The organism is Spiroplasma endosymbiont of Acasis viretata, from assembly GCF_964031275.1.
In the GTDB taxonomy this organism is placed as follows: domain Bacteria; phylum Bacillota_I; class Bacilli_A; order Mycoplasmatales; family VBWQ01; genus Spiroplasma_E; species Spiroplasma_E ixodetis_A.
This window is the reverse complement of the sequence record NZ_OZ035019.1, coordinates 1,005,321-1,019,343: the sequence shown is the minus strand read 5'-3', so window position 1 is coordinate 1,019,343 and position 14,023 is coordinate 1,005,321. Positions and strand designations below refer to the sequence as shown.

Annotated in this window: 10 protein-coding genes and 1 pseudogene; 2 read left to right on the top strand and 9 right to left on the bottom strand. The window is 22.9% G+C overall.

What is annotated here, in order from left to right; translation table 4 throughout:
• Nucleotides 1-31: 31 nt before the first annotated feature.
• The 5 genes and pseudogenes from AAHM96_RS05650 to AAHM96_RS05630 form a co-directional block, all read right to left on the bottom strand.
• Nucleotides 32-343 carry a hypothetical protein gene (locus AAHM96_RS05650; protein ID WP_342272913.1) on the bottom strand — a complete coding sequence of 104 codons (312 nt, stop codon included), beginning with the start codon at nt 341-343 and terminating at the stop codon, nt 32-34.
• A 137-nt stretch (nt 344-480) separates the two neighbouring features.
• Entirely contained in the window at nt 481-2,142 is a 1,662-nt protein-coding gene (locus AAHM96_RS05645; protein ID WP_342273732.1) for an ankyrin repeat domain-containing protein, read from the bottom strand.
• A gap of 7 nt (nt 2,143-2,149) precedes the next feature.
• Nucleotides 2,150-2,452 carry an ankyrin repeat domain-containing protein gene (locus AAHM96_RS05640; RefSeq protein ID WP_342272912.1) on the bottom strand — a complete coding sequence of 101 codons (303 nt, stop codon included), beginning with the start codon at nt 2,450-2,452 and terminating at the stop codon, nt 2,150-2,152.
• 52 nt (nt 2,453-2,504) lie between these two features.
• A pseudogene (locus AAHM96_RS05635) lies at nt 2,505-2,876 on the bottom strand (GNAT family N-acetyltransferase); the annotation flags it as partial.
• A 322-nt stretch (nt 2,877-3,198) separates the two neighbouring features.
• The gene (locus tag AAHM96_RS05630) at nt 3,199-4,350 is read right to left on the bottom strand and encodes an Mbov_0401 family ICE element transposase-like protein (protein ID WP_342272911.1); all 1,152 of its coding nucleotides are present in this window, start codon (nt 4,348-4,350) and stop codon (nt 3,199-3,201) included.
• Between the two features lie 63 nt (nt 4,351-4,413).
• On the opposite strand from AAHM96_RS05630, the gene AAHM96_RS05625 reads away from it, so the two are divergent.
• A complete protein-coding gene (locus tag AAHM96_RS05625; RefSeq protein ID WP_342272910.1) occupies nt 4,414-6,120 on the top strand; it encodes a hypothetical protein in 1,707 nt (568 codons plus the stop codon).
• Between the two features lie 150 nt (nt 6,121-6,270).
• A complete protein-coding gene (locus AAHM96_RS05620) occupies nt 6,271-6,609 on the top strand; it encodes a hypothetical protein (RefSeq protein ID WP_342272909.1) in 339 nt (112 codons plus the stop codon).
• On the opposite strand, the gene AAHM96_RS05615 is transcribed toward AAHM96_RS05620, so the two are convergent.
• The 4 genes from AAHM96_RS05615 to AAHM96_RS05600 form a co-directional block, all read right to left on the bottom strand.
• Nucleotides 6,610-8,646 (bottom strand): hypothetical protein, encoded by a 2,037-nt coding sequence (locus tag AAHM96_RS05615; protein WP_342272908.1) that lies wholly within the window; start codon nt 8,644-8,646, stop codon nt 6,610-6,612.
• The gene (locus AAHM96_RS05610; RefSeq protein ID WP_342272907.1) at nt 8,591-9,838 is read right to left on the bottom strand and encodes a hypothetical protein; all 1,248 of its coding nucleotides are present in this window, start codon (nt 9,836-9,838) and stop codon (nt 8,591-8,593) included. The genes AAHM96_RS05615 and AAHM96_RS05610 overlap by 56 nt, the downstream gene beginning before the upstream one ends.
• Before the next feature lie 145 nt (nt 9,839-9,983).
• Nucleotides 9,984-12,293 (bottom strand): hypothetical protein, encoded by a 2,310-nt coding sequence (locus AAHM96_RS05605; RefSeq protein WP_342272906.1) that lies wholly within the window; start codon nt 12,291-12,293, stop codon nt 9,984-9,986.
• 3 nt (nt 12,294-12,296) lie between these two features.
• The gene (locus AAHM96_RS05600) at nt 12,297-14,015 is read right to left on the bottom strand and encodes a hypothetical protein (protein ID WP_342272905.1); all 1,719 of its coding nucleotides are present in this window, start codon (nt 14,013-14,015) and stop codon (nt 12,297-12,299) included.
• Nucleotides 14,016-14,023 lie beyond the last annotated feature (8 nt).

Here is a 14,023-nt window from a genome sequence, read left to right as displayed (position 1 = left end):
TCTAATTTTGTGCCACTATCAATTTTAATATTTAAAAAATTTTTAAAAATTGAAAACTTTCTTCATCTTTAGCTTTTTTATCATTTTTAATCAAATTTATTACCTTAATATTAGTTGTATTGATTTTTCAAGTTACTTGTGATTTATCATTTTCATCAATATTAATAGTAGGCATTAATAATCCTTCACCAGTAGCATTAGTCAATTTTAAACCTTGTGAAACTTTTGCATTTAATAAATTTTCTTCGAAATCTTGATTATCACATGCAATAACTGAGCTTGTGCTAACTGTAGTTAAAGCAACTGCCGACATTAATCTTAATACCGATTTTATAATATTCATATTTTTCTCCTCAATCTTTAAATCTTTTTTACTATACCTATTATATATAATTTTTGTTATATTACATTAATTATTATTTTATTATGATTTGAGTGTTTACTTAAAATTTAATCTGTATAATTAAATGAAAATTACCTTTATATTTGTAAAGTTTGTTTATTATTAATTGTTAAAAAAGTATTATCATCTTCAATTAAATTTATGTTATTTTTAAAATAATCAAAAGCATCAATAGCAACTTCATCTACATCATAATAATAATTTATAATGTTAAATCTATTTTTATTAGCATTTTTATCTTTTTTATTTAAAGGTTTAATAAAACAAGATTCTTTTCTTGATAATAAATCAATATTTTTTTCTAAAAATATTTTATCTTCTTCATTTATTTGAACTTTTGATTTAATTGCTAAAGCATTTTCTTTTTTTAGTAACATACAAGCATGATTTCATGCCGAATTCCCCGAACTATCTTTATAATCAATATCAACCGGTCATTTTGTTACTAAATAAGTTACTAATTTTTGTCAATCATTTAATACTGCTATATGCAATAATGAATAATTTTCCTCTTCAAATTTTAGACTATTAATAAATTCTTTTTTAAAAAAAAGATTTAGTTGTCCATCAATATTTTTGGTTTTTTTATTAATATAATCTTCATAATTTTGCAATATTTTAATAAATTTTCTTTCTATTTTTTTTGAATAAATTCTTTCTTTATTTTTAATAAAAATAATATTCATTTTATTTATCATTTTTTTAACATTTAATAAATTTTCTCTTTTTAAACTATTTACTTCAATAATTATCTTTTTTATCTGTCAATGATTATATTTGGTTGCAAATAATAAAGCAGTATTGCCATTTACATCTACATCATCAATATTAGCATTATGTGCTAATAAAGTTTTAACTATATCCAAATGTCCATTTTTAGCAGCTCATATTAAAGCATTGCAACCTTTTTCGTTTATAAAATTAACATTTGCACTATTTATTAATAAAGTTTTAACTATATCCAAATGTCCATTTTTAGCAGCAACAATTAAAGCGGTTTCTTCAATTATATTTTCATGATTAACATTAGCGCCATTTTTGATTAAAGTATTAACTATTTCTAAATGACCTTTTTCAGCAGCTCACATTAAAGCACTCAAACCATCAATAGTTACATGATTAACATTAGCGCCATTTTTGATTAAAGTATTAACTACATCTAAATGACCTCTACCAGCTGCAGCAATTAAAGCAGTATAACCACAAATTTTTGTTATAGAATAAACATTTGCACCTTTATTTAATAACAAATTAACTACTTCTAAATGACCATTCCTCGCAGCCCACATTAAAGGCGTATGACCATTTTCATTTATACAATTAACATTAGCTCCCAATTCTAATAAAGTTCTGACTATTTCTAAATGACCATTCCTCGCAGCCCACATTAAAGGCGTATAACCAAACATATTTTTTCTATTAACATTAGGATAATTTGTTAATAAGGCATTAGCTATTTCTAAATAATTAGATTTAATTGCTAATATTAAAGCAGTATTACCATTTATAGAGACATGATTAATATTAGCGCCATTTGCTAGTAAATCATTAACTATTTCTGTATATCCATTTTTAGCAGCCACTAACAAAGCAGTTTCGCCATATCGATTTTCATGATTAACATTAACATTAAGTGTTAATAAAGTTTTAACTATTTCCAAATTTCCATTTTCAGTACTTAAAATTAAAGCAGTATTACCAAATTGATCCTCACAACTAACATTAGCATTATGTTCTAATAACAGATTAACTATTTTTGTATATTTTTTTTTTAGCAGCTAAGATTAAAGCAGTATTACCATTTACAGATATGTAATTAATATTAGCATTATGTTCTAATAAAACATTAACTATTTCTAGATAACCTTTTTCAGCGGCCCACATTAAAGGCGTATAACCAGTTCTATCAATATAATCAATATTAATATCATATTTTAATATTTTATTAACTACATCTAACTTTTTATTTTTAATAGCATCTATCATTTTTGCTTCTTTGTTATTAATATTTATATTTATTCCAAATATTTCTCTAACTCACTCAAACATATTCTTTTCCTTTCATTGTTTTTTAAAAACAATGTATTTAAAATATTATTTTTTAAAATTTACCTTCATTATATATTTTTTTCTCCATTTTACAATGTTTAATACCAGCGTCCAAAAATATTTCAGAACAAACTTTATAACCCAAATTTTTATAAAAATTTAGTGCTTGAATTTGGGCATAAAGAGATATAACTTTAAATTGATTTTTAATTGCAACTTTTTCCATAAATTCCATTAATTTTTTACCAATACCCAATTTACGATATTCTTGCAATATACACACTCTTTCAATCTTTACAATATCTTCAACTTTTCGCATTCTACTAGTAGCTATTGGTTTATTATGATCATCAAAAACTAAAAAGTGAATCGATACATCTTCAAATTGATCAATTTCTTCTTCAAAAGGAACCTTTTGCTCATTAACAAAAACTTTTTTGGGAGCGTACCGATGTTGTCAATAATATTCAAATTTGTCTTAAAATTATAAAGTTAGACGAGAATAATTTTGACTTCAATATGCAATTGTATGTTAATCTTAACACTTGAAAAATATTAGTCAATAATAATACTTACTTTTATAAGTCAAAAATTCTTATTAAAGTTTACTTTAATAAGTTTTTAATATGTTATAATGTAATAAAGTCCTTTAAGATAAACCGTATACCGTTATGATTACTAAGCGTATGTAAAGTACGTGGTCTCTTAGGCAAATCCCTTAATTAGGGATTTTTATTTTATAATAATTATACTGCTGTGTTTATTTGATAGCATTTAAAATTAACCATTTTTGTATACATATCAATGTTATAAGTTCTATCACCAATCATATGCTTTAAAATTTGTTTAATATTAGTTTCAGTAAAGCAACCAATGTTTTCAACTAATGCTTGGTTTAATACACCATCTTTTGCATTAATAAAATAACCAACTTTTAATTTTTTATATTGTAAAGTTAATGATTGTAAAAAATCAATTAATTCATAATATTCACCTTTGGCAAATAAATTTATTGCATTTTGATAGTGTAATTTAGCAATTTGATTTTTTCTTCTTCCAGCCATGATACCAAGAAATAAAACATGAAAAGCATGAAATTTATCTAAAATAAATTTGGCATTTAAAATTGTAGCAGTTTTTCTAATTCATTTTGCACTGTCTCCACAAACTATTAAATTTGCTTGGTAAAAGTTTTCAAAAAATAAATTACCATATTTTTCTATTAATTTTGCGGTTTTTTCAGCACCAATTTCTGTTTTTGAAACTCTTATTTTACATACAGCTCTTTTATTAATTAATTTTCCATTTTTCTTTTTACCAGTACACATTACTATTAATCTCATCGAACATTTTTTACAATTTTTAGTATTGTGTTTTTCATTAAACTTAAATTTTCGATGACCATCATCAATATTTACATATAAATTTTGATTTGGTTGTAATGGTATTTTGGGAATATTTGCTTTTGGTAATTCAAATTTTTGATATCTTCTACAAACTGTACTAGTACCTATTAAATCTTCAATAAAAGTATCACAAACATCACGGTATTTTTTACCATCAGCAAAATATTTTAAAATTTGTTTAATAACATCTGGTGCTAATTTACTATACTTTTTAACACCAAGATATATATCTAATAATGAAACAAATTCCTTTTTTTGTGTTTTTGGGTTATAATATGTACAAATACGTCGTTTATAATTTAATAAACCTTTTTTTGTTTTTAATTTTCTTTTTCTAAATCTATATGATTTATATAAAGATTTATTACATGTATTTCATAAATAATCATCTATTTTTTTAAATAATTCTTCTGTTTGTTGTAAATTTAATTCATCTTGATTAAAATAGTGTTTGTCTCAATCAAAATGATTAGGGAATGGTAGTGTTAACATTTTTAATGTTCCTTTCTTTTAAATAATTTAATTTTAACTTATATATGTTAATAAGGAGTAAATATGGCTTTTATCACTAGTTATGCACAATTAAATAAAAAATATAATCTTAATTTTAGTGATAATAATTATGATTTTAGTTGAGATATTTTTAAAAAATTTGTTGGTGATGAATGAGCCGAATATTTTACTACTAATTGTTTTTATCGTTTTATACCAACAGCACGTGGAACAAGAAAAACTTGAAATTGCTTAGCATTTGATTTATTTATATGTTGTAATTTTAGTGATAGTAGTGTTCAAGAAGTAAGAAGATATGAAAATACTCATAGTGAAACTACAATTGGTGCTTTAATGAATGTTTGTCAAGTTTTATTAGATACATATAATATTAATTTACTACCTAATAATCCACATGGAATTAAATGAAAAATTACTAAGGATGGTGGTTGTATTATTTTTCCTAATAATCAACAAATTGACTTTATTGGTTATGCTAATGGTAATAAAATTTTTGGAAAAGAAGCGGGTGGGTCAAGTTTTTTAGGTTCAAGAACAGATGAAATAATCATGGCAGAAGAAAAAGAAACGTTAACAGAAAAGCAATTAACATATCGATATGAACGTTTACAAAACTCTATGTTTAGAAGTAATCGTATTAAAGTATCCAAAGAACCTATTAAAGAATGAAGTTGAACTTTTATTGATAATAATATATATAGTCCTACTTTTGGAAAATTGATTACTCGTTATTTTTATAAAAGTTTTTTCATTACTTTTACATGTAATCCTTATGATAAATATCATCCATTTTATTTAAAATACTGTACACCATTTTTACCATTAAATGATGAAGTCATGAAAAATCTTAAAAAAGTTGGTAAAGTTTATTATGAAAATAAAGATATGTTTAGTGGTTTAGGTTTATTTGTTTTAAGATTTACTATTCAACCATTTTGAAATAGATTACCAGACATTCAAAAAAGAACATTATTAGAAATGAAAAAAAGTAATCCTGATGAATTTAATACTGTTTTTTATGGTTTTGAATTTTTAGATAGTGATGCAACAATTTTTCCATTTCAAAAAACTGTAAAATATTGACAATTATACGATTTAAAACAATTTTATAATCAAGAAAAAGATATGTATAAATTTGATTTTTATAGTGTTGGTATTGATTGAGCTACGGGACCAAAAGACCATACTGTATTTATAGTAGTTGGATTTAAAGAATATAATAATACTGGTTATTATGATGCTTATATTATTTGTGAATTAGTAGTTACTCCAAATGACTTTATAAATGAAAATGAAAAAATTAATGCTTATGTTAATGAAATTTTAGGATTAATCGATAATTTTGAAAATTTTGACCAAACAATTTATTTTTATGATGATAAAGCAAGAACAGCCATGGATTGATTAAATCAAAAATTAATAGATGAACATAATACTATTCTAATAACACAAACTGCTATTAAACATGCTTCAAATTTAAATCAAGAAGCCGGATTAACTAATAGAGTAGTATGAATGAGAAATATTATGAGTTATGGAAACTTTTATGCAAATAAAGATGATTTACCAAAAACTACTCAATGTTTAGAAGAATTGCGTTATGATGAAACAAAAACTAACATTCCTGACAAGAGTATGTATCAAGACCCATATGATGCTTTGTTTTATGCAGTATATCCATACAAAAATGTAATTAGGGGTAAAAATAATGCTACTGTGAAAAAAAGTATCTTCACATTTGCTATATAATAAACAATTTCAATATAATTAATAGTATAGGTCTCATAAAATAAAGGCCTTTAATTTAGGCGTTATTTTGCATTTAAAAGCATACTTGTAAAAATAATCAAAAATAGTACAATTTATAAGTAAAATCAAGGAAAAAAGGAGTAATTTAATATGAAAACATGAATAAAAACAAATTTAAGTAAAATAACATTAGCATTAGCACTAACTGGTGCTACAACGGGAACAATTGGTTTAATCATGGGGGGGCTGCTTACCCATAATGTTAGTGGAGTTAAGTATTTTTTAACTCCACATAAACAAGTTGAATGAGGTGTTCAAACTATTTGGACAACTAATCCTAATGATACTTTAAAAAAAGATTATAAATTTGAGTTATATTTTGCAGATAAACCAAAAACTAGACAATTTGATACATCTTATCAAAATTGATACTATAGCACAGATATAAAATGAGATGGTAGATATCCTGATGGATATTTTATTAAATAATTAAATTTCTAGATTTATATAAGAAATATTTTCATTATATTTATCAAATAAATTAATATTATTTAAACTTATTTCTTGTTTATCAGTTATTAAAATTAAGTCATAATTACCAGCACCAAATATTCCACTAATTTCAATCCTATTTAAGTTATTAATAGGATTTTCTATTTGTAATTCAAATTCACTATTATTATCAATTTTTAAAATTTCTTTATAAAATTCCAGTTTAGAAAATAATTGTGATTTATTTGAACCATATAAATTTAAAGCATTTTCAATTTTATTATTACTAATAATTGCTCTTGTAAAATACTTACCATATTCACCATTTGCTAATGTTCAATCTGCTGGGATTAATGATGGAATATTATTACTTTCTAATTCATTAGTTATAGATAATCAGTTAAATTGATTATCATCTAGTTTAAATAATTTATTTTGACTAATATCATTATTTTTTAATTTAATATTATTAATATCTGTAAAATCAAAATATTGAGATTTTAATATAACTTTTACATCTTTATATTTTCAAATTTTATTTTCATTAGGATGTATTGGACTCGATTTTAATTCAAAATAATAGGGTAACAGAATTTTATTATCATCATTTAAACCTTTATTAATTGCTAATGATGAATAAATATATTTTGATAACATTATAAATACTTGCTTAAATATTTGCATTTGTGGTAAATTTACATAATTTGGATAATCTAATTCTCATTGTTTAAATAAATTCATAATTACTTCATCAGGTTTTTGTCCTTCAAATTTTGCACGTAATTTAGCAATATCATTTAATGGTTTACCATTTTTATCATCATATGTAGCACCTTCAAAATTTCTATTATAGTTATATGTATAATTTAGCATATCTAATAATAGTTGTTGTAAACTATCAATAGTTGGTGCATCTTTAATTTCTATTTCAATGTCATCAAATTTATTATTAGTTGCAACATATTGATAAAATTGACTTTCACCTACAAAATCTCAAACTTCTTTATCCTTTAATTCTTTTTGGCTTTTTAATGGTCATTTACCACCTAAAACATTACTAAACTCATATCCTAATCAAGCATGTGTAACTCTTGCGTTTTTTATAATTTCTTTTCTTGTTTCTTTACCCTCACTAATAGCAATTAAATCTAAAACTGATTTTTCTTGTCCTATAAATTGTTTTGCTAAATTTCAAGGTAATATTTGTTCACTAAATCATTGTTGTAAAATTCTAACTTTTGGTTGAGTTTCAATAGGCATTGATAATAGCGGAAATGCTATCTTATCTTTGACAAATAACTTTGGGTATACTTCCATATTGTCAACTTCACCAAGTACCTTTATATTGCCGAAAATCATGCTTCTAGGGGCTTTAATTTTTAAACCAGTAACTTTTGTATCTTTATCTAATGGTTTTTGTAATTTAATAATGATTGGATAACCATCTCTTGTTTTAAAATCTTTAATTTTAATAATAGTAATATTTTTAGTACTTCTTGTTTTTGGATTTTGATAAGGTTGTGAATAATTATTAATGATATATAAATTATCAATATTATTTTCAGTTAATGGTTCATTTATACTAACTGCATATAACTTAAATTGATTTAATAAATTTATTTCTTGAAATATTAAATTTTTAATATCAGTCATACTATATTCAATTGTATTATCATTAATATTTGTACTTGCTCTTTGATTTAATTGCATAGTAAAGTCAGATGTTTCAACAGCAGTGGTTTTTAATACTTTATCAATATCAATAAAACCTAGTTTAATAGTATTTGCTGAAAATCTTAAACTATTATTTTCATTATTTTTAAATAAACGTTCAATTTCATAAATATAAATTGTTCTTTTTTTAAATTCATCGTATGCTCTATTAATATCTGGGTCACTAGTAGCACCCATCATATTAGTAAAGTCATAAGGAATATTATCAATTAAATAATCATTTTCTACTTCTGCTTGATTAAGTTTAGTTTGTTTCTGTTTCTGTGGAAACTTCGTTTGTGGTTTGTTGTTGTTTTCCATTGTTCTCTCCTATTAATTGGTTATTTTCGGGATTAAATAATTTTAATTTAACTGTTAAATTATTAATTTCTTGTTCATCATTAATATTAAATGTTTTACTATTTAATAAGTCTTTATCTAAATGTACTAATATTTGAATAAATTTAAGAATATCAATGTTAAATTGTCATAATTTTTGTTCAATATAATTAATAGTTGAAATATTTACTGCTGTACTTTCGGGAACTGATTGTTGTGCAGATTTCTTTTGACTTGGTATATGAATACCACAACGTTTAAATATTTCATTAACATTTCAATCGTATATATCAGTTAAATTTTTACCTTTAAAATTGCTATTTGTCATATTGATATTTTCATTTTGTTCATTATTATCTCCGCCACTTTTAAATATGTAGTTTTTAGTAACCAAAGTTCTTACTGCTTCTTCTAATGCTGATTGAACATTACCATAAGTTTGACTAAATATAAATTTAGGTGAATTTAAAATGGTATCTAAAACAATTTGTTCATAAATAACATCTAATGCTTTAATTTTATCCATTACTTTATCACAATCTGCTAATTCATTTGCTTTATTTCGCATAATTGCTATTGGTATATAATTAATATTTAGTGTTTGTTCTTGTAATAGATTAGGATTATTAATAAATGAGTTAAAATCTAATGGAAATTGGTTTTTACTATCATTAATACTATAAATTGCACGGTTAATTATTACTTGTTCATTATTTAGTGTATAAATTTCAAATAATCTTACAGTTTGTGCATTTTGTTGATAACTGTCATAAAAAATAGTACATTGAATTAATTTACCAGTAATGTCATAAACTCTTTGTTGTATATCTACTACTTGAAAATATAAGTCATCATTAGCAATATAAATTAAATAAGCACTAATTCCTAATTTACTTAATTTAAAAATTGAATTTCAATTTTTTCTATAAAATTCTTGTTGAATTAAATATTGTTTAATAGTTTCATTATTAATGTCTAATGGAGCATTATATAAATTAGCATTATTTTCTGCTACAAAATCAGTAAAATAAGTTTCATGATTAAAATCATTAAAACCAAAATAATTTAAAATTGAAGCATGTGTACTTTTATTTTTATTAGTTAAAAATTTTACTTTTTCATTTTGATTATCACTAATATTACTTTTTTCTTTTCTTTTAAATAGACTTAACATAATATTCACCACCTTTTTTTAAAATATTTGATTAATTTTTAATACAATTTTTACAATAATAAATATTATTAAGCCAGCAACAGCTGAAGATAATAAAACTCCAATTAAACCTAAAATAATTTTTATAATTTTAAAAAACATAATCTTATTCCTGTAATTCTTCTAATTTTCATGTATTTCCTTTATCATTACCTTTTAAAGAATAAATAGTAATAAATTTTGCATGATTAACTGATAAAACTAATACATTACTATTATTGTTAAAGACTTCTATTTCTACACCTGCTATTTTATTATCAGTTATAATAAATTCTTGAATTGCAAAAACTGGATTATATATATTTCAAGAATAATAAACTCTGTATCGTTTATTAACTATAAAATTATAAGTAATTTGTCAATTATCTCATTTATTTTTTTCTCTTGTTCCTACTTCTTTTCAATTTGAACCACTTGGACTTGGTGTTGGAGGAATATCTTTTAATTCAATATCTCAAATATTTTCTTCAATTTCATTAGTTTCTAAACTTCTTGAATTAATTTTTAATTTTGGTGTAATATCTATTTTAATAGTATCTTGTAATTCTTCTAATGAAAATATATTTCCATATTGTTTATTTCCTCCAATAATAATTAATTGACTTTTTCTATTAACAGTTCCTAATTTAATAATTAATGAAGCATCTTCATTATCAATTTTACCTTTAACAAGCATATAATCTCCACCTATATGAGTAGAACTAGATTTAAATTCTATTTTTAGTTTTACACTTGTTTGATTAAAAGGTGGTTTATCTCATGTTATAAATACTCTATAATATTTATTAAAACTAAGAGCAAAATCTTCTCATGTACGATTATCAAGACTTTTACCTATTATTTTTCAATTTTCTTTATCTTGTTTTTTATCAATATTAGTTTTATTTTCATTAATAGCACCAACAACTGTTTTATTAGTAGTTTCTAAACTAGGAATTTTAGTACCAATAGTATTGATACCAAAAGCATATTGAAATTGGTCTTTATCCATTTTATCTTCTATTTTTTTATCTACTTCTTCTTTTTTATAATAATCAGATAAATCAGTAGAACCACCAATAGCACTAATTTTATTATTTTTATCAATAGTAATATTTTCACCAGCAATTAATTTATTTTGTTTTTTATCTAATAAATTATTAGTTTCTATTTTTGTATAATAATCACGTTCAGTACCTTCTTCTGCTATAAATTCAGTTGGTGTTCCTTTTCCAATATATTGATATAAAAGAATAGAAGCAGATGTGTAATTATCATTATTAGAGACAACAGTAATATCATTTCCTTTCTTAGTAAATAATAATTGTATTTTTACATTATCATTTACATTTAACTCATCTAATTTAATAGTTTTTTGTGTTGTTCTTTGAATTTCACCACGTAGATTAAATATAGTTTTTTTATCCCCATATATATAATTATCAGTAGGATCACTAGAAGATTGATAAATGTAACCTCATATTGCTAAATATGTTTTACCAAATTGATTACTAGGGATAAAAGAATTCATTTTTTTTCATAAAGGACTAGTTTCAATATTAAATCAATTATTTTTAACATCATTAATATTTTCATTTGCTTTAATTAATTCAGTATTTAATTTGGTAATTTCATTTTCATTTGTAGTAATTCGTTTTTGTTGTTTAGCAGAAAAATCACAAGTTGGTGCATGCGTATAATCACCAATTTGTGGATTATTTTGTAATGCTTCGGGTGGTAATGTACCAATTTCATCAGGTCAATCTAAAATCATTGTTTCAGTTTTTGGGTCATAATCTGTTGCAACATAACCTTTATTAATAAATTTACTAACAGGACCTCTATATATTTCATTTTCATTATCATCAACTAAATCATCATATAATTTAATTTGTTTTGATAATGTAAATTCTTTTTGTTGTTGAATTAATTCATCAACTTGATTTCTAGTATAAAATGCTTTTAAGTCAATTTTTTCAACATCTATTTCATCATCATTATAACTTGAAAATATTTGTTTTAATTCTGTTAATCTTGCTCATATTTTCATTCTACTAGGTGCTAAATCTCAAACATTAATTGTAGGAGTACTATTTGCACTAAATTGAGTACCATTATTAAATTGAATAGTAGCATCAACATTAAATTCAATTGGTGTACGATTAAATACTCAATGTTCAACCATAACATAAACCATATCTCTTAATGTTTCTTTAATTAATTCATCTTTAAAACTATCGAAAGGAAATTTAGATAAAATAAAATCAAGATAAGCATTAATATCATTTTGAGCACGAATAGCAAAAGTTTTAAATCAATCATTAACATTAGATCATGTTTGTATATATTGCTGTGGAGTTTCTGTAATTTTTCCAGTTAATGGATATCAGTTATTATAATTTTCAAGACTGACATCAGTTCAAAGTTTATTAATCATAATTTATCATTCCTTAAAAAATGCTTGTTTATAATGATGAGTATGTTTTTTTGTTTTTTTATGTGTTATATGCTCAATTTCTTTTTGTATTTTATTTTTACTTTTTTTTAATTTTTTCTTACTTTTTGTTACAACTTGACTATATGCAAACTTTTCTAAATGATGTAATAATCCAGTACCAAATAAAGTATTAACTGAAAACTTTAAACCAACATTTTTAAATGATTTGTTAATATTTTCAATAGGATTATTAATAACATTTACTACTTTATGATAAGTTCTTATTATTCTAAATATTTCTCTATATACTTTAAAACTATCTCTAATTACTTGTTGTAAAACTGGTGGAGCAAATGCTATTGCTTTTAATCATTTATTACGATTAACACCATAACCAATGTATCAACCACTATATCAACGATATCAATGGAATGGATGTATTTGAGTAACAAAAGTTTTTGCTTTAAGAATACTATCAACAACTGTAATTGGTTTATATTTAGGATTGCGATGATAAATAGTAATTGCACTTTTATCTAATGACAAAGGTTGAATTTTACAACCCATAAATACTGGGGAATTTAATGGAATTAATTGTGCATGTTTAATTGCTTTTTTCTCTGCACTAGTAAATAAATCTGTTGCTTTTTCTTTTAATTTATTAATTTTTTCAAATGCTTGTTTTTCTAATTTTTCAAATTTTTCTTGTAATTTATATATACTTTCTCGTAATTTTTCAAAATATGGTGTTTCTTTTCAAAATTTATTAAAACCTTTTTTTAAGTAAAATCTAATATCAAAATATTTAAAACTTTGATTTGCTTTTAAAACAAGTTGATGAATAACATTATTTTTAAAATTAAATTTAATAGAATTAGCACGAATTTTTTGTAAATCTAAAATTAAAGTTTTTCCATATCTACTTTCTGAATGTATTGTATGAACTAAATTTAATCAATCATGTTGGTTCATAGATAGTACTTTTTTTAAATCAGTATTAAATTTTTTAAAAAAGTTATTTGCTTTTTCAATATCTTTAATTTTAAATTTAGGAGTTAATTGTGGACTTAATTTTATTAATGTATTTTGTAATAATAAGTGTTCTTTTAACTTTTTTATTTCTAATTTTTGAAAATTATTTTTATATTCTCTTTCAGCAACATAACCTAAATCTCGTAATACTGTTTCACGATTAGGAGTAAAACTATAATTCATTAAATAACGTTTATTACCAATAATTTTATCTGTTAAAATTTCTTTTCCACTTACTTGACTAATAATTTCTTGTAAATTTTTTGCTTCTTTAATACCAACTTGTTCTAATGTTTTAGTTTCTTGTGCTAGTTTAATAAATTTAGTTGTGCGATAACCACGACTAATTTTATTAAGTCCAGCAAATGCAGGTAATAAATTTAAAAAAGTATTTAATTTTGTTACATTTCCTTTTAAATAATCATAAACTTGATTAATAGTAAAATCAGTTGTAGCATAAATACCAAAATTAATAGTACTTGCAATAAAATCACTTGCACCTAATCCAAGGGCTACACTTTCACTTAATCCACCAGTAAAAGGAGCAAGTGCTACTGCTATAACTTGTACACCAATCATTTCTAAAATTTCTCATCAAAAACTTTTATTTTCTTGTTGTTTACTTATTCTAGTATGTTTTGGTTTATTTATGTTTAAAAGTATTGCTGTACTAGTTGTACCGATTGGCATGATATTAA